The organism is Pantoea sp. 18059 (assembly GCF_902706165.1).
GTDB lineage: Bacteria > Pseudomonadota > Gammaproteobacteria > Enterobacterales > Enterobacteriaceae > Pantoea > Pantoea agglomerans.
On record NZ_CACSJS010000001.1, the window covers coordinates 1,257,194 to 1,272,080 of the forward strand.

Here is a 14,887-nt window from a genome sequence, read left to right on the forward strand (position 1 = left end):
ATAGTGGTCTCGCGCCTCACTCGGATGCCAACGACAGAATGGTTTCCTGATCGGCTTCTTCTTTATCGAGGATGCCGGTTATACGCCCGCCGTGCATGACCATTACCCGGTCGCTCATGCCAAGAATTTCCGGCAGTTCAGAGGAGACCATGATGATAGCCACGCCACGGTTGGCAAGTTCACTGATTAAGCGGTAAATCTCCGCTTTCGCGCCGACGTCAATGCCGCGCGTCGGTTCGTCCAGAATCAGAATCTTCGGTTGCGCCAGCAGCCAGCGGGCAATCAGGACTTTCTGCTGATTACCGCCGCTGAGGTTATTGATGATTTGATCCATGGTCGGCGTTTTGATGTTGAGACGACGGATTTGATCCATGCAGTCCTGCGCCATCTTCACATGGCTGACAAACCCGCTTTTGCCGCTGTACTCCGGCATGTTAACGATGCTCATGTTCTCCATCACCGATAGCACCAGAAACAGGCCGGACTTTTTACGGTCTTCGGTGAGGAACGCCATGCCCTTTTCAATCGCGGTTGAGGGTGAGTCGATCGTCACCGGCACGCCATCAATCAGGATCTCGCCGCTGTCGAAGCTCTCCATGCCGAACAGGCTCTCCATCACCTCGCTGCGACCCGCACCCACCAGTCCGGCGACGCCGAGGATCTCCCCCCGGCGCACACTGAAACTGACGTCGGTGAAACGATCTTTGCAGGTGAGATTGCGCACCGTCAGCACTTCTTCACCAATTGCGCTGTTGAATTTCGGGAACAGCTGGGTCAGTTCGCGTCCCACCATCTGGGTAATCAGCGACTGGCGGGTATATTTCGACGTCTGATCGCTGGCGATCCAACTGCCGTCACGGAAGATACTGACTTCGTCGGTGATGGTGAAAATTTCATCCATCTTATGGCTGATGTAGATGATCGCTTTGCCCTGCTCCCGCAGGTCACGAATGATGGTAAACAGATGCGCCACTTCGGTTTCTGTCAGCGCGGAGGTGGGCTCATCCATGATCACGATGTCTGAATCCCATGAAACTGCTTTGGCAATCTCAACCATCTGCTGCGACGCGATGCTCAGCTCGCCCACCATCCGATCGGCTTTCAGGCGGATATTCAGGCGGTTGAGCAGTTCCTGCGTCATCTGATTAAGTCGGGCGTGATCGACAAAGCCAAATCTCATCGGCTCGCGACCCAGCCAGATATTCTCGGCGACGGTCATGTAAGGCACCAGGTTGAGTTCCTGGTGGATCATTGAAATGCCGGAACGCAACGCGTCCATGGTGTCCTGAAACTGCACCGGCTCCCCTTTAATTTTGATGGTGCCCTGATCGGGACGATACATCCCGATCAGGCACTTCATTAAAGTGGATTTGCCCGCGCCATTTTCGCCCATCAAGGCATGTACCGTTCCCGGACGCACCCGCAACGAGACGTTGTCGAGGGCTTTAACGCCGGGGAAGAACTTGCTGATGCCTTCGGCTTCAAGCGCAAAAGCGTTCATACATCACCTCCGTACAGCTGGGTCGGGAACGACTATTTCAGGTTACGCTTGGTAAACTGTTCCATGTTTTCTTTAGTAATCAACTGGTAGGGGATATTGATGACTTTCTGAACTTTCTCGCCATTCACCAGTTTGATTGCCGTCTGCACCGCACCTTCACCCTGGCCCTGCGCATCCTGGAATACCGTGGCGACCATCTTGCCCTGCTTCAGCATCTGCAGCGCATCGGGTGTGCCATCGACGCCAGCGATCAGGATTTTGTCCGGATTTTTACCCAGTGCCTGCAGCGCACCGATCGCCATTTCATCGTTGTTAGAAGCGATGGCATTGATCTCATCACCGGCGGTCATCCAGTTACTGACTACGTCTACCGCATCGTTACGGGTAAATTTGGCGGTCTGTTTCTGAACAATTTTGATGCCAGGGAATTTAGCCGCAACCTCTTCCACACCTTTGGTACGGTCACGGGTCGCTTCATTCGCCAGGTCACCCATCAGGATGGCAACGTTGCCTTTGCCGTTCATCGCTTTAGCAAGCGCTTCCATCTGTAAGCGTCCCGCCAGTTCCGAATCGGACCCGACGTAGGCCATTTTGCCGGTCAGCTCAGCCTGTGGACGGCGGTTGACAAAGATCAGCGGGATACCCGCTTTGCTCGCCTGGTCCATAATCGGTTTCACCGCATTGGTATCGACCGGGTTGACGATCAGCGCATCAACCCCCTGACCGATAAAGTTCTGAACCTGCTGCAGCTGCTGTGAAACGTCGCCTTTTGCATCCTCAACCTGCCCTTTAACGCCATCTTTCTGCATCTCTTTCTGCATTGAGGTACGCAGAATGGTGAGGAAGTTGTCATCAAACAGCGCCATGGAGACGCCAACTGAGATATCTTTTGCCATAACCGCGGCAGGTAACATGCAGGCTAACAGTGAGGCGACAATCGTTTTTTTAATGTTCATAGGGACCCTTCTTATTTGTTAACTTGCTCAGCGGCTGTGACCGCGAATGAAAAATATCTTTTACATTCACCCAGCCTGTCTGGCGTCTGTTTCGGGAAATTTGAGGTAAGACTTCAGGTTCTGACTATTTTTGTGATCGACCACTCCTTTTCACAATCACTTGATCTGCAAACAGTTAACTTCAAAATAGCGTTTCACTTTCAGACGATAATGACGACCGTGATGATAAGCAGTTTATTTATTCCATATAATCACGTTTTGAAATTTTTATCATAAAAGCACTGAAACGGTTGTTTTAACATCGGCAAACAACAAAACTTTGACATGCCTCTAACATCTGCGGAGAAATGCCCGCAAAGTGAGATCCTGTTGGCAGTTTGAAAATCCAGCAGAATCGGGTAAAAATCGCCAATCCGCTGCTTTTACGAGCATCTGAACGCAATTCGGTAAACAGGGCTTTGACAAGCGGGATCTGCGCCGCTAATATTCGCCCCGTTCAAGCGATTCCTCTGTAGTTCAGTCGGTAGAACGGCGGACTGTTAATCCGTATGTCACTGGTTCGAGTCCAGTCAGAGGAGCCAGAATTAGAAAAGCCCGCTCAGGGAAACCTGAGCGGGCTTTTTGCTTTTATGTTTTCGGTCACTACGGCATGATATCCCCGTCTGAATGGCTTACACCTCAAACCCGTAGTGCGAGCCGTCCGGCAGTTCCACCACCAGCCGCAGCTTACCCCCTGCCGCATCGATATAGCGCTTGAGCGTGGAGAGCTTCAGATCGCGGCCCGGCTTCTCCATACCCGCCACGGTAGGCTGTGTAATGCCCAGCGCCTTTGCCATTTCGACCTGTGTTTTCTGCACTTTCTCGCGCAGCTCGGCAAGGTGAATGTTGAGCAGGATATCCGTCGCCATCGCTTGTGCGTCGGCAACGACTTCCGGTTTTTCATCCGCAATAAGCTGTTCAAGCGTTCTGCCCATCTGGTTACTCCTCATCTTTAAAACTATTCAGCCAGTGTGTAAATTCCCGATCGGCAACCGGAAGCATCTCCTGATAAAAACGCTTTTCATTGCCCACCTTATTTCCGGCACAAAGCACAATCGCCGTTCGGTTTGGGTCAAAAGCAAAGAAAGCCCTTATCGGATCGCCGCGACTCTGAATACGCAGCTCTTTCATGTTGATATAAACAGAGCCTTTTAGCGTATCCGCGTATGGCCTGGACAACCCCGGCCCTTTTTCGCGCAACACCATTAATGCTGCCAGTACGCAGGCGCGATCGCTCTCATTAAGCAAGGTAAACCAGCGATCAAACCTCTCCGTCGTTTTAATCATCCACACGGGATCTCCTTATTAATATAGGTTAAATACTATATAGGTGTAAAGCGATAATCGAGTGTGATGCAGGGAGATTTCAGATGCCTGTGCTTTTAGTGCAAAGTGAGAGAAGCGTTCAGCCGGGTCAGTGATGAATCCACACAACCTTCATCGTTTTGCGAGCTGTACCGGATTGGTTATGGGGTGAGATGATGTGAGGCGTTGTTCTCAATAAGAAAGCCCGCTCAGGCTTCCCGGAGCGGGCTTTCACTTTGTTCGCATCGCTTCCCTGCCAATGCAGAGTGACGCTTTTAGCGCGTGATTACGGCAGCGCGATACGGGCAATCTCGTCAGTGCCTTTGGTGGAGGAATCTTTGTTAAATTCCGCCTTCAGGGTGACATAGAGCGTGTTGTTGTCCGGGCCAATCAGCAGGCTGTTTGGGTTCTTGTCAAACGACCAGCTGTTTTTCACCGCGTAGGTGGTGGCATCCAGTTGCAGCACTTTCTTCGATTCGCGCTGGCTGATGTAAAGCTCATTGCGTTTAGCGTTGAACTTGATGCCCATCGCATCGCCTTCGATGCGCTTGATCACTTTGCCGGTGCGCTCATCAAAGATCAGCGTGGCTTTGCCTTTGGAGTCGTCAGTAACAAACAGGCGACCGGTAGCAGGATCTTCCGCCATGTTCAGGAACAGATACTCTTTGCCATCGCCTGCGGTCCAGCGCTTCTCGATTTTATGGCTGCGTGGATTGATCACCAGAATTTCACCCGAGCCGTTAGCCGCATAAATGCGCTCAGTCAGCGGGGAATAGATGATACCGGTGACCCATTTCCCGGCGTTTTTAATCTCGGTTTTCAGCTTAAAGGTTCGGGTATCTACGACGGAGATATAGCCCGGTTCGGCTACGCGACCGACATAGAGCTCGTTGCCGTGCCACAGGACTTCACGCGCACCCGCCGGATAGCCCTCTTTACTGATCTTGCCCGGGAACACCAGACGCTGCAGCACTTTGCCACTCTGGGCATCCACTTTGGAGATCGCGCCATCCAGTGAGTTGGTGGTGTAGAACACCTGACCGTTTTCATCGATAGCGGTACCGAAGTTTTTCATGTCGGTATGCGTTTCGCCTTTGGTCGTCAGCGTGGCCGGATCGAGACGATAGATCATGCCGCCGTTCACATCCTTAAACGCCTGCGCGCTGGCGACAAATAACGCTTTTGACGCAGGGGAGTAAGCCATTTCGTACAGACCATCACCCAGAGCGCGTTGTGTCACTGCGGTATTAACCGGTTTTGGGGCTTCAGCGGCAGGCGCATCGGCTTTTTTAGCTGGTGCCTGACACGCTGTCAGGCTAAAGGCAGCGGCAACTGCCATGGCAACAGCGGCTTTGCGCGGGCTTAACGATTTCATGCTGAACTCCGTCAGGGAATAAAGAATGAGAATCATACGCATTAACAGCCAGTAATCAAATGACGATGCTGCTATCCATGCCTGTCCGGTCATTTAACCCGCATTAAACCGCTTAACTGCCCCGTGAAATTCCACCTGAATGCCCTTTTTCTGCTTTCAAATCTGATAAACACCAGCAACTAAAAGGCTTTAAATTTTCCTATCACATTGAATTATAAACAATAAACATAAAGTTACACTTTCGATTGAATCCTTTGAAGAATATATAAAGCAAATGATTATCATTGGCGTTCTCATAACTGGCTGAGCGTCTTTCTCCAGAAGATGAGTGGATAAAAAATAACAACCAAAGACACAACGGTTTAACTCAATACCAATTTTTAATGGAAAATTTTATGGCTCGTAGTGGCAGGGAATCAGGTTTCAGAAACAGCTTTAGCGTCTCATTACTGACACTGGCGATACACGCCCTCTTCCACCCCGCCCTGGCGGCGGAGGAGACATCGCAGGATATGGTGGTCAGCGCCACGACTGACGAAACCAGTGACAGCGGTAAGCAGAATTACGCGGTGCAGACCACCCGCGCGGGCACCAAATTAATGCTGACACCGCGAGATGTGCCTCAGTCACTCAGCGTGGTGACGCAACAGCGAATGCAGGATCAGGATCTGCAATCGGTTAATGATGTGCTGACCAACGCCACCGGTATCTCCACCAATCTTATCGACAGTGAACGCTCCGAGTACTATTCACGCGGCTTCAAAGTCAGCAACTTCACTTTCGATGGCATTCCGACCTCGGTTAACGATAGCTGGAATTACGGCGATGCGGCGTCCGACACGGCAATCTATGACCGTATTGAAATTGTGCGCGGTGCGACCGGCCTGATGACCGGAGCGGGCAGCCCTTCGGCCTCGATCAATATGGTACGTAAACATGCTGACAGCAAAACTGCGACCGGCACGCTGAGTGCCAGTTATGGTAGCTGGAACAAGCAGCGCTACGTGGCGGATCTCTCTGCCCCGCTTAACAGCGATGGCAGCCTGCGCGGCCGCGTGGTGACCGGTTATACCGATCAGGAGAGCTGGCTGGATCGCTATCAAAAAACCAAAAAATTCATCTACGGCGTGATTGATGCGGACCTTACCGACAAGACGACGCTGTCACTGGGCTACGACTATGAAGATGACAACACCGGCAATCCAACCTGGGGTGGCCTGCCGATGTTTTACAGTAACAAAGCCACGACACATTACGACCGCAGCCTGAATTCATCAGCTAACTGGGCGCGTTACAACACTAACTCGCGCAAAGTCTTTGCGGATATCGACCATAACTTCGATAACGGCTGGAATATTCATATCAACGGCACGCATGCTGAGAATACCTTCAGCGATAAGCTGCTCTATGTGATGGGCAATCCCGATCAGGAGAGCGGTGAAGGCACTACCGGTTACGGCAGTATGGATCGCGGCAAGCGTAAAATGGATTCAATCGATGGCTTTGCCAGCGGCCCGTTTGAACTGCTGGGTCGTCAGCACCTGTTGATGGCCGGAGCAAGCTACAGCCGCCAGCATAATGCCGCTTACAGTCAGGATGGATTCAGCGATGCGGAGGCGGGTGAAATCACTGCCGCCGATATGGGGATTTTCAATAATAGCTGGACCGGTAACGTAGCGGAGCCGGAGTGGCAGGGCTGGTATCTCAACGATGATGACACTGTTCGTCAGAAATCGGTCTATAGCGCTGCACGTCTGTCGCTGGCCGATCCGCTGTCGCTGATTATTGGCGCTCGCTATACCCAGTGGAGCACCCATGGCAGTAGCGGAGAGATGACTAAAAATAACACCACGCCTTATGCAGGGCTGGTGTATGACATTAATGACACCTGGTCCGCCTATGGCAGCTACACCGCCATTTTCCTGCCGCAGACTTATCGCGATACTCACGGCAGTTACCTCTCACCGGTGACAGGTAAAAGTTACGAGACCGGTCTGAAATCCGCCTGGAACGATGGCCTGCTGACCGCCAGCGTAGCAATTTTCCGCATCGAGCAGGATAACGTTGGACAGGCGATTGATGGCGTTTATCTGAGCGGCAATGAGCAGGCCTATGACGCCGCCAAAGGTGCAGTGAGTAAAGGTGCCGAGTTCGAGTTGAATGGCGCGCTGACCGATAATCTGCAGCTTACCTTTGGCGCAACCCGCTATGTGGCACGCGATAAAAGTGGCCGGTTCAACAGCTATCAGCCGCAAACCTCATTCAAGCTTTTCACCCGTTATCAGTTAGCCGCGATCCCCGAGCTCACCGTTGGTGGCGGAGTTAACTGGCAGAACCGGGTGTTTAAAAACGTGACCAATGCCAGCGGCGACACCGTACGGGTATATCAGGGCAGCTACCCGCTGGCCTCGTTGTTTGCCCGCTATCAGGTGAATAAGCAGGTTGCCGTACAGGCCAACGTCGATAATCTCTTTGACCGTGAATATTACAGCTATATGAACAGCTACGTTTACGGTGAGCCACGTAACGTGAATGTCAGCGTGTCTTATCAGTTCTGATAATGGTGAACTGAGAGGCCAGACAGCCCGCGATTGCGGGCTTTTTTGTATTGCAATTATCTCCTCCAGGCCGGAGGTTTTCTCAACCGGGTCGTCATTCCCTCTTTAATGTCCGATAGAAGCCATTATTTTTAATAAAAATAACGCGACAGATTACTGCCTGATCACCGCTAAATAGCGGTACTGCTGCAAACGTTTTTTTAAATCATCGTTCCGGAATTCAAATATGCACATTGGCCCGACTACAGCCCAGGCAGCCCCAGATTCTCCCGCAGCGTGGCAAACTCATACTCATCGCGAAACAGTCCGCGACGACGCAGTTCCGGGATCACCAGCTCCACAAACAGATCCAGCTGTTCCGGCATAATGGCTGGCATGATGTTAAAGCCGTCCGCGCCGCCCTGCTCCAGCCACTGCTGGAAGTCGTCGGCGATATCTTCAGCGGTACCGACAATCACGCGGTGTCCGCGTGAACCGGCGGCGACGGCGGCCAGCTCACGCAGCGTCAGATTCTCGCGCTTTGCCATATCGGTCATCAGCTTAACGCGGCTCTGATTACCTTCGCCCAGCGGAACCTCCGGTACCGGGCCATCCAGTGGATATTGGCTGAGATCCATACTGAACCGCAGTGAGAGCTGACGAAGCCCGTTCTCAATATCCACCAGCGTATTCAGCTTTTTCCACAACGCCTTCGCCTCCTCACGCGTGCGGCCAATAATCGGCATGACACCGGGCATGATCACAACATGATCCGGGTTACGCCCGGCGGCAATGACCTGCTCCTTTTGAGTGCGATAGAACGCTTGCGCTTCCTCCAGACTGGCGGAGGCGGTAAAGATCACTTCCGCTGTCTCAGCCGCCAGCTTCTGACCATCAGCAGAAGAACCTGCTTCGATAATCACCGGACGTCCCTGTGGCGAACGCGTGATGTTCAGGGGGCCTTGTACCTGAAAATGCTCGCCCTGATGGTTGATCGGTTTGATCTTCTCATCAACAAAATAGTCCCCGGTCGCTTTATCAGGCTGCACTGCCCCCGCTTCCCAGCCCCGCCACAATTTGTCTGCCACCTCAAGGAACTCCCGCGCACGGGCATAGCGGGAAGCGTGGTCGGGCATATCGCTGCGGCTGAAGTTACGTGCAACGTCAGTGGAAAACGAGGTCACGACGTTCCACGCGGCCCGGCCACGGCTGATGTGATCCAGTGACGAGAAACTGCGCGCCAGTGTAAAGGGATCGCTGAAGGTGGTAGAGGCGGTTGCGGCCAGGCCAATACGTCTGGTGTTGACCGCCAGCGCCGCCAGCATCGTCAGCGGTTCAAGGCGTGCCATGGTCGACGGCAGACGATACATGCTGGTTGCCAGTGCATCACCCACAAAGAACAGGTCGAACTTACCCGCTTCGGCTTTTTTAGCCAGCGTGATCAGCCAGTCGATGTCAGTGGGATCGCCCAGCTGTTCCGTCAGACGCCAGCCGCTCACGTGCTGACCCACCGGTTGAACAAACAGGCCGAGCCGCAGGCGACGTGATGGAGTGAAATGATTCATGAACGATTCCTGGTCTGTAAAGTAAAAAGGCGCGCCGCAGCGCGCTTAAAAAAGGGAGTCCGTCGCCAGCAGCGCCTGCTCCAGCGCGCGGGCGGAGACGCTAAACGGCAGCCGTTCTGCGCAGGCCTGGGGGAATTTAATCTGCTGCGCGATGTTGCGTAGCGCGCTATGGCGATCGCCGCGTAACACCGGCAGCTTCAGCGGCATATCGTAGTGTCGCAGCAGCGCAAGGAGTTCCGCATCCGCGACGCCGTCATGTTCCATCAGCGACTGCACCAGCAGGCTGAAGCCGACTTTCTCACCGTGCAGCCAGTGATGCAGCTCCGGCAGGTGCGTCAGTCGATTGTGAATGGCGTGCGCAAAGCCCGGCGTCGGCAGCAGGTCGCGCACACTATTCGCCAGCCCGGCGAGCACGATAGTGGCATCAATAACTCTGACCAGTTCAGGCGTGACCCGCTGCTGCTGGCAGGCCAGGATCGCGGCGTCTCCCTGCTGCCGGAAAGTGTCCAGCGCCTGCCGCGCGGTCATCACCTTAAGATCCAAAGCCAGATCATCAGGGTTGTGCTGCTGGTAAGGCCGGAATTCATAATATTTGGCCAGCGCATCCACAATACCCGCTTTCAGGTAGCGCACGTCGCTCCGGGCGATTACTTCACTGTCCACCAGCACCAGCTCCGGCATTTTCCCCAGCGGCTGGCTGCGCAGATGGCCGCCTTGCTCGTTATAGATGATGGCAATCGGTGACCAGGCCGCGCAGGTTGCCGCCTGGGTCGCAAAGTTAACCAGCGTGACCGTCGGCAACTGGCTGGCAGCGGCTTTAGCCGCATCCAGCACGCGTCAACCCCCAATCGCCAGCAGCAGTTCTGCGCCCTGCTGTTCGGTATGATGTTTTAAGCTGGCGATGGCCTGTACGGTACATTCGCCCTCTAAATAGTCGAGCTGCCAGCGGATGCCATTTTCTTCAAGACTCTGGCTTAATTCCGGATTAACCGCCTGCCACGCCTGAGGAGAGGTAAAAATACGAATATGGGTGGCATAGGGTTTAATAAACTGACCGGCGCGGATGCGCAGGCCCGCCTCATGCGCATAGGCTCGCGGAGATGTAATGGCTAACACAGCAGCATCCTGATTATATAAAATAGAAAAAGACTTTTATTACAATGAGTTAATAGTGTCTCATGGAATTTAATTTCTTTTCTGAATACTACGACAAATAACAATTTAAGCAATCAAAAACCGGCCATTTCATATTCACAAATCCGCATTAGGTTAGTTATTTTTCACACATAGCGACCCGGCTTTTACTGTTAATCTCTCATTCTGGCTGAATGAATTAACTGCCTGCCTGGCAGTTTTCCGGGAAATATTATGCAACTCGATTTTCGTCAGGTCAGAGAAGATGAGGTAGATGTTTATCTGGCGCTGATGCATGCCGCCTATGCACCCGTTAAAGCACTGGGCATTAAATTTGATGCCGCCACGGCTGACCGCGCTACAGCATTACGCCATCTGCAGAATCATGGCGTGTATGCGCTCTACATGCGTGACCAGATGGTTTCATCAGTGACCGTTCGCTATCCCTGGGGGCCGCTGCCCGGCCCGTTTGGGCTGCCGCATATCGGCTGGTTTGGCGCGCATCCCGACTATCCCGGCCACCATTTTGGTCGCCAGGTTCAGGATCGGTTAGAGCAGGAAATCCTGATCGATCAGTTGCATGCCCCAGCGGTCTCGCTGGGCACCGCCACCCATCACCCCTGGCTGAAAGAGATGTATCTGAAACGTGGCTTCCAGCCGATGCATACCCGCGATCTCGGTAAAGGTTACATCACCCTCTATATGAAAAAAGTACTGGACCCGGCGGCACATGATGCCTGGCTGAGCCGCCAGACAGCAGCAGAAGGAAACCCGCTATGAGCAGCGATAATCCCGCATCACTGGGCGAACAGCCGATCGCGTTTCGCCACGAACTGCACCGTTTTCCGGAGCGACCGCAATGAACCTGAGCGCAATGCTGGCTGAACATATCCTTTATAGTCAGCCGGATGAGTCAGCGCACCAGCACGCGCGTGAAGGTGTGCGGGACTTCCTGGCGGTGAGCTGGCCGGTGTTACAGGGCGAGGTGCCGGATAGCGGCTTACCGGCACTGCGCACAATCTACCGCGACGGCAGCGTGCGCTCGCAGGCGCTGCTGCTGGGCTATGCCGGACATGCGCTGGACTACGATGATTTTCATGCCGATTTTCGCGGTCACCCCAGCGTAGTGATCCTGCCCGCCCTGCTCGCCTGGCAGCAATATCAGCCAAAGCGCCTGAACCGTTTTCTGGATGCTTACGTCACGGGTGTGGAAATGGCAGGTCGCCTGGGACTGGCTGTCAGCCAGCAACATTACGCGCTGGGCTATCACAACACGGCAACGCTGGGCACCCTGGCAGCGGCGGCGGCACTGGCGCGTTTGCTGGCGCTGGAAAGTGATGCAACCGCGACCCTGCTGGGGATCGCTGCCACCCAGGCCAGCGGGCTACGCGCGCAGTTTGGTTCGGCGGTGAAACCACTGCACGCTGGTTTTGCCGCCGAACGTGCGGTGTCAGCGGCTCTGCTGACACTGGCCGGAATAGATGGCCGTCAGGCGGGTGTGATTGAGGCTTTTCTGGCAGCCAGCAGTTCGGGTCAGGCGCAGCCGGAGAAATTGCTGGAAAACTGGGGCCGCCCCTGGCGGATTAGCGCGCCCGGACTGGAGTTCAAACCTTTCCCAACCTGCGCAGGCACCCACAGCGCAGCGGAAGCGGCACAAATGCTGCGCCAGCAGTGGCTGGCAGCCGGCAAACCTCTTGATGCGCTGCTGAGCCAGATTGTCGATATCACCGTCGCCTTCCCGCCAGGCGGTGACATCGCCGCTTCCATATCCGTTCCGACGCACGGCATTGAAGCGCGTTTCAGCCTGGAATATGTGATTGCTGCGATGCTGATCTACGGCGATCTGCGTTTGCAGGATTTCGCCGAAGGCGATCTCAATCATCAGATTATGCCGCTGGCCGCCCGCGTCCGTCGTACTCCCGATAACAGCGCGCCGCCCGATGCGATCAATCCCGCCCTGCGCTTCCATGACGTCACGCTGACGCTGAGTGATAGCACAAAGCTGCATCAGCGCCGCACGCGCCAGCAGTCACTGGCAGAGAGTGTGGGTGTAAACAGGAAACTGCAGCTGGTGCTGCAGGCGTCGTCGCCCGATCTGCTGGCAGCCAGTGAGCTGCGTTCAACGGCAGATTTGCAGGCGCTGGGCCGCGCAGTGCTGAGCGCCCTGTAACCGACTCATAACGGGGGAATAAAGGCCTGCACCGGCGTGACTTCCCCGGCAAATTTACGTACCTGCACCACCGTAATCTGCCCGCTACATCCCTGTGCCAGAGATGACGTCCCGATATCCAGCGTCAGCACATTGGGATTACCGTGACGACAAAGCGGACGGGCGGCAGTGGCGTCGACCGGATCGTACCAGGCACCGGTTGGCAGCTGTACCACGCCAGGCATAACCGTGTCGGTGAGACGTGCGCTGGCGAGCACATGGCCCCGATCGTTATAAAGCTCAATGATGTCGCCATCCGCGATAGCCCGGGCTGCGGCATCCTCGCTGTTGAGGCTACAGACTTCGCGCCCGCCACGCTTGCCACTCTGACTGAAATCACCAAAATCGAGCTGACTGTGCAGGCGCGTCGCGGGCTGATTGGCAATCAGCCAGAATGGGTAGTCGGCGCTGGGTTTTTGCTGGGGTTCACGCCATACCGGATGGCCGGGACAGTTGTCATAACCAAAGCTGGCGATAGTGGCGGAGAAGATCTCAATTTTGCCGCCTGCTGTGGGCAGCGGTGCAGCATCAGGGTCAGCGCGAAACGCATTGATCATCCGTCCACCATCCTTCACCTGCGGCAACGCCAGGATGCCCTGCTGCCAGAACTGATTGAAATCCGGTGTCTGCACCTGATGCGCCGCCAGTTTTTCCTGTAGCTGATGGTAAAGATGCTGCAACCAGCCTCGCGCATCGCGCCTTTCACTAAACGCTTCTTCCCGGCCAAGTTGCCGGGCCAGCTCACGGAAAATCGTGTAATCGTCCCTGGCTTCGGCGTAAGGCTGTGCCACTGGCTGCATGGCGATTAAATGGCGATCGGTCGGCGCACCGCCGATATCCTCTCGCTCCAGGGTCATGGTGGCGGGCAGGACGATATCAGCATGACGCGCACTGGCGGTCCAGACGCTCTCATGCACGATGAACGTATCCAGCTGGCAAAACGCCTGACGCAGCCGGGCCAGATCCTGATGGTGGTGAAACGGATTGCCACCCGCCCAGTAAGCCAGCCGGATATGAGGATAAGTAAGCTGACGGCCATTGTAGTCAAACCTGGTGCCGGGATTGAGCAGCATATCGGCAATACGTGCTACCGGAATAAAGCGGTCGATACCATTTTTACCCTGCGGCAGGGACGGAAAGCTGACCAGATTGTGATGTTTGCCATAATGGCCCAGCGCACCCAGTGCATAGGTATAGCCGCCGCCGGGCAGCCCGGGCTGTCCGAGTGCCGCCGCCAGCACCAGGCCAAGCCAGACCGGTTGTTCGCCATGCTCGGCGCGTTGTAAGGCATGGGCGACCGTAACCAGTACGCGCTTGCCGTGCAGCTGTCGGGCGAACTGCCTGATCAGGTCGCTGCTGACGCCACAGATCGCGGCCGCCCAGGGCGCGTCACGCACCACGCCATCCTCTTCACCCCGGATGTAGGCCACCATCTGAGGCCAGCCGACACAGTAGCGCGCCAGAAATGCCTCATCGGTTAACCCTTCGGTGATTAATACCGCCAGCAGGCCGAGTATAAACGCCGCATCCGTTCCGGGTCGCAGCGCCAGCCACTCACCCTGTGCTTCCTCTGGCAAATCGCTTTTCAGTGGGCTTACCGAGATAAAACGGGTGCCGCGCTGTGCCGCACGCTGCATAAATCCGCGCTCGGTATGCTCACTCAGGCCGCCGCTGGCCACCTGGGCATTTTTCAGCGCCAGCCCGCCAAACGCCAGCACCACCTCGCTGTGACCGGCAATCTCTTCCCAGCTCACGCCACGCCGGGCGACTTCATTCATGTCGCCCACAATATGCGGCAGCAAAACCGATGCCGCGCCGGAGCTGTAGCTGTTAACTGAGCGAACATAGCCGCCCAGCGTGGTGTTCAGGAAACGGTGCACCTGACTTTGGGCGTGATGGAAACGGCCTGCGCTTGACCATCCGTAAGATCCGCCAAAAATCCCCGCCGGGCCGTAAGCCTCACCGACCCGCTTAAGCTCCTGTGCAACCCGATGACTGGCTTCCTCCCAGCTAACCGCGACATATTCATCTGCCCCACGACGCCGATCCGGGCCAGGCCCGTTTTCCAGCCAGCCACGCCGTATCATCGGCCGTGCGACGCGTGCCGGGTGATTAAGTGAATGACGGAAGTTTTGCAACAGCGGACTGGGGTCGGGATCGCCCCCGAACGGCTCAATAAGCAGTTGATCGCCGCTGCGCTCAGCGTGAAAAGCGCCCCAGTGGGCGCTGTGCATTACCGGTTTTTGCGTCATCCTGCTTCCTGGTT

10 protein-coding genes, 1 tRNA gene and 1 pseudogene are annotated in these 14,887 nt (G+C 55.2%); 4 read left to right on the forward strand and 8 right to left on the reverse strand.

The annotated features are described in order from the left end of the window. Nucleotides 1-16: 16 nt before the first annotated feature. Both GVJ63_RS05965 and GVJ63_RS05970 read right to left on the reverse strand, forming a co-directional pair. A complete protein-coding gene (locus tag GVJ63_RS05965) occupies nucleotides 17-1,501 on the reverse strand; it encodes a sugar ABC transporter ATP-binding protein (RefSeq protein WP_010247905.1) in 1,485 nt (494 codons plus the stop codon). 32 nt (nucleotides 1,502-1,533) lie between these two features. After that, the gene (locus tag GVJ63_RS05970; protein ID WP_010247907.1) at nucleotides 1,534-2,457 is read right to left on the reverse strand and encodes a sugar ABC transporter substrate-binding protein; all 924 of its coding nucleotides are present in this window, start codon (nucleotides 2,455-2,457) and stop codon (nucleotides 1,534-1,536) included. A 505-nt stretch (nucleotides 2,458-2,962) separates the two neighbouring features. On the opposite strand from GVJ63_RS05970, the gene GVJ63_RS05975 reads away from it, so the two are divergent. After that, nucleotides 2,963-3,038, forward strand: a tRNA-Asn gene (locus tag GVJ63_RS05975). Nucleotides 3,039-3,128: 90 nt separating this feature from the next. Here GVJ63_RS05975 and GVJ63_RS05980 read toward each other — a convergent pair. The 3 genes from GVJ63_RS05980 to GVJ63_RS05990 form a co-directional block, all read right to left on the reverse strand. Then, the gene (locus GVJ63_RS05980) at nucleotides 3,129-3,431 is read right to left on the reverse strand and encodes a helix-turn-helix domain-containing protein (protein ID WP_010247918.1); all 303 of its coding nucleotides are present in this window, start codon (nucleotides 3,429-3,431) and stop codon (nucleotides 3,129-3,131) included. A gap of 4 nt (nucleotides 3,432-3,435) precedes the next feature. Further along, nucleotides 3,436-3,789 (reverse strand): type II toxin-antitoxin system RelE/ParE family toxin, encoded by a 354-nt coding sequence (locus GVJ63_RS05985; protein WP_010670918.1) that lies wholly within the window; start codon nucleotides 3,787-3,789, stop codon nucleotides 3,436-3,438. Nucleotides 3,790-4,087: 298 nt separating this feature from the next. Beyond that, nucleotides 4,088-5,176 (reverse strand): YncE family protein, encoded by a 1,089-nt coding sequence (locus tag GVJ63_RS05990; RefSeq protein ID WP_029519619.1) that lies wholly within the window; start codon nucleotides 5,174-5,176, stop codon nucleotides 4,088-4,090. A 395-nt stretch (nucleotides 5,177-5,571) separates the two neighbouring features. Here GVJ63_RS05990 and fhuE point away from each other — a divergent pair, with 395 nt between their 5' ends. Beyond that, the gene (fhuE, locus tag GVJ63_RS05995; protein WP_159226557.1) at nucleotides 5,572-7,734 is read left to right on the forward strand and encodes a ferric-rhodotorulic acid/ferric-coprogen receptor FhuE; all 2,163 of its coding nucleotides are present in this window, start codon (nucleotides 5,572-5,574) and stop codon (nucleotides 7,732-7,734) included. Nucleotides 7,735-7,976: 242 nt separating this feature from the next. Here the strand turns inward: fhuE and GVJ63_RS06000 are convergent, their stop codons facing one another. Next, nucleotides 7,977-9,278 carry an LLM class flavin-dependent oxidoreductase gene (locus GVJ63_RS06000; RefSeq protein WP_159226558.1) on the reverse strand — a complete coding sequence of 434 codons (1,302 nt, stop codon included), beginning with the start codon at nucleotides 9,276-9,278 and terminating at the stop codon, nucleotides 7,977-7,979. A 45-nt stretch (nucleotides 9,279-9,323) separates the two neighbouring features. Continuing rightward, a pseudogene (locus tag GVJ63_RS06005) lies at nucleotides 9,324-10,394 on the reverse strand (iron-containing alcohol dehydrogenase family protein). 252 nt (nucleotides 10,395-10,646) lie between these two features. On the opposite strand from GVJ63_RS06005, the gene GVJ63_RS06010 reads away from it, so the two are divergent. Together GVJ63_RS06010 and GVJ63_RS06015 are read left to right on the forward strand one after the other, a co-directional pair. Beyond that, nucleotides 10,647-11,192 (forward strand): GNAT family N-acetyltransferase, encoded by a 546-nt coding sequence (locus GVJ63_RS06010; RefSeq protein ID WP_159226559.1) that lies wholly within the window; start codon nucleotides 10,647-10,649, stop codon nucleotides 11,190-11,192. Between the two features lie 79 nt (nucleotides 11,193-11,271). Then, the gene (locus GVJ63_RS06015; protein ID WP_159226560.1) at nucleotides 11,272-12,582 is read left to right on the forward strand and encodes an MmgE/PrpD family protein; all 1,311 of its coding nucleotides are present in this window, start codon (nucleotides 11,272-11,274) and stop codon (nucleotides 12,580-12,582) included. Nucleotides 12,583-12,587: 5 nt separating this feature from the next. Here the strand turns inward: GVJ63_RS06015 and GVJ63_RS06020 are convergent, their stop codons facing one another. After that, the gene (locus GVJ63_RS06020) at nucleotides 12,588-14,873 is read right to left on the reverse strand and encodes a molybdopterin-dependent oxidoreductase (protein WP_159226561.1); all 2,286 of its coding nucleotides are present in this window, start codon (nucleotides 14,871-14,873) and stop codon (nucleotides 12,588-12,590) included. Nucleotides 14,874-14,887 lie beyond the last annotated feature (14 nt).

Coding starts and splice junctions, on each gene's coding strand:
- GVJ63_RS05965 (WP_010247905.1), bottom strand. CDS start 1,501: ATGAACGCTTTTGCGCTTGAAGCCGAAGGCATCAGCAAGTTCTTCCCC.
- GVJ63_RS06000 (WP_159226558.1), bottom strand. CDS start 9,278: ATGAATCATTTCACTCCATCACGTCGCCTGCGGCTCGGCCTGTTTGTT.
- GVJ63_RS06010 (WP_159226559.1), top strand. CDS start 10,647: ATGCAACTCGATTTTCGTCAGGTCAGAGAAGATGAGGTAGATGTTTAT.
- fhuE (WP_159226557.1), top strand. CDS start 5,572: ATGGCTCGTAGTGGCAGGGAATCAGGTTTCAGAAACAGCTTTAGCGTC.
- GVJ63_RS05970 (WP_010247907.1), bottom strand. CDS start 2,457: ATGAACATTAAAAAAACGATTGTCGCCTCACTGTTAGCCTGCATGTTA.
- GVJ63_RS05980 (WP_010247918.1), bottom strand. CDS start 3,431: ATGGGCAGAACGCTTGAACAGCTTATTGCGGATGAAAAACCGGAAGTC.
- GVJ63_RS06020 (WP_159226561.1), bottom strand. CDS start 14,873: ATGACGCAAAAACCGGTAATGCACAGCGCCCACTGGGGCGCTTTTCAC.
- GVJ63_RS05990 (WP_029519619.1), bottom strand. CDS start 5,176: ATGAAATCGTTAAGCCCGCGCAAAGCCGCTGTTGCCATGGCAGTTGCC.
- GVJ63_RS06015 (WP_159226560.1), top strand. CDS start 11,272: ATGAACCTGAGCGCAATGCTGGCTGAACATATCCTTTATAGTCAGCCG.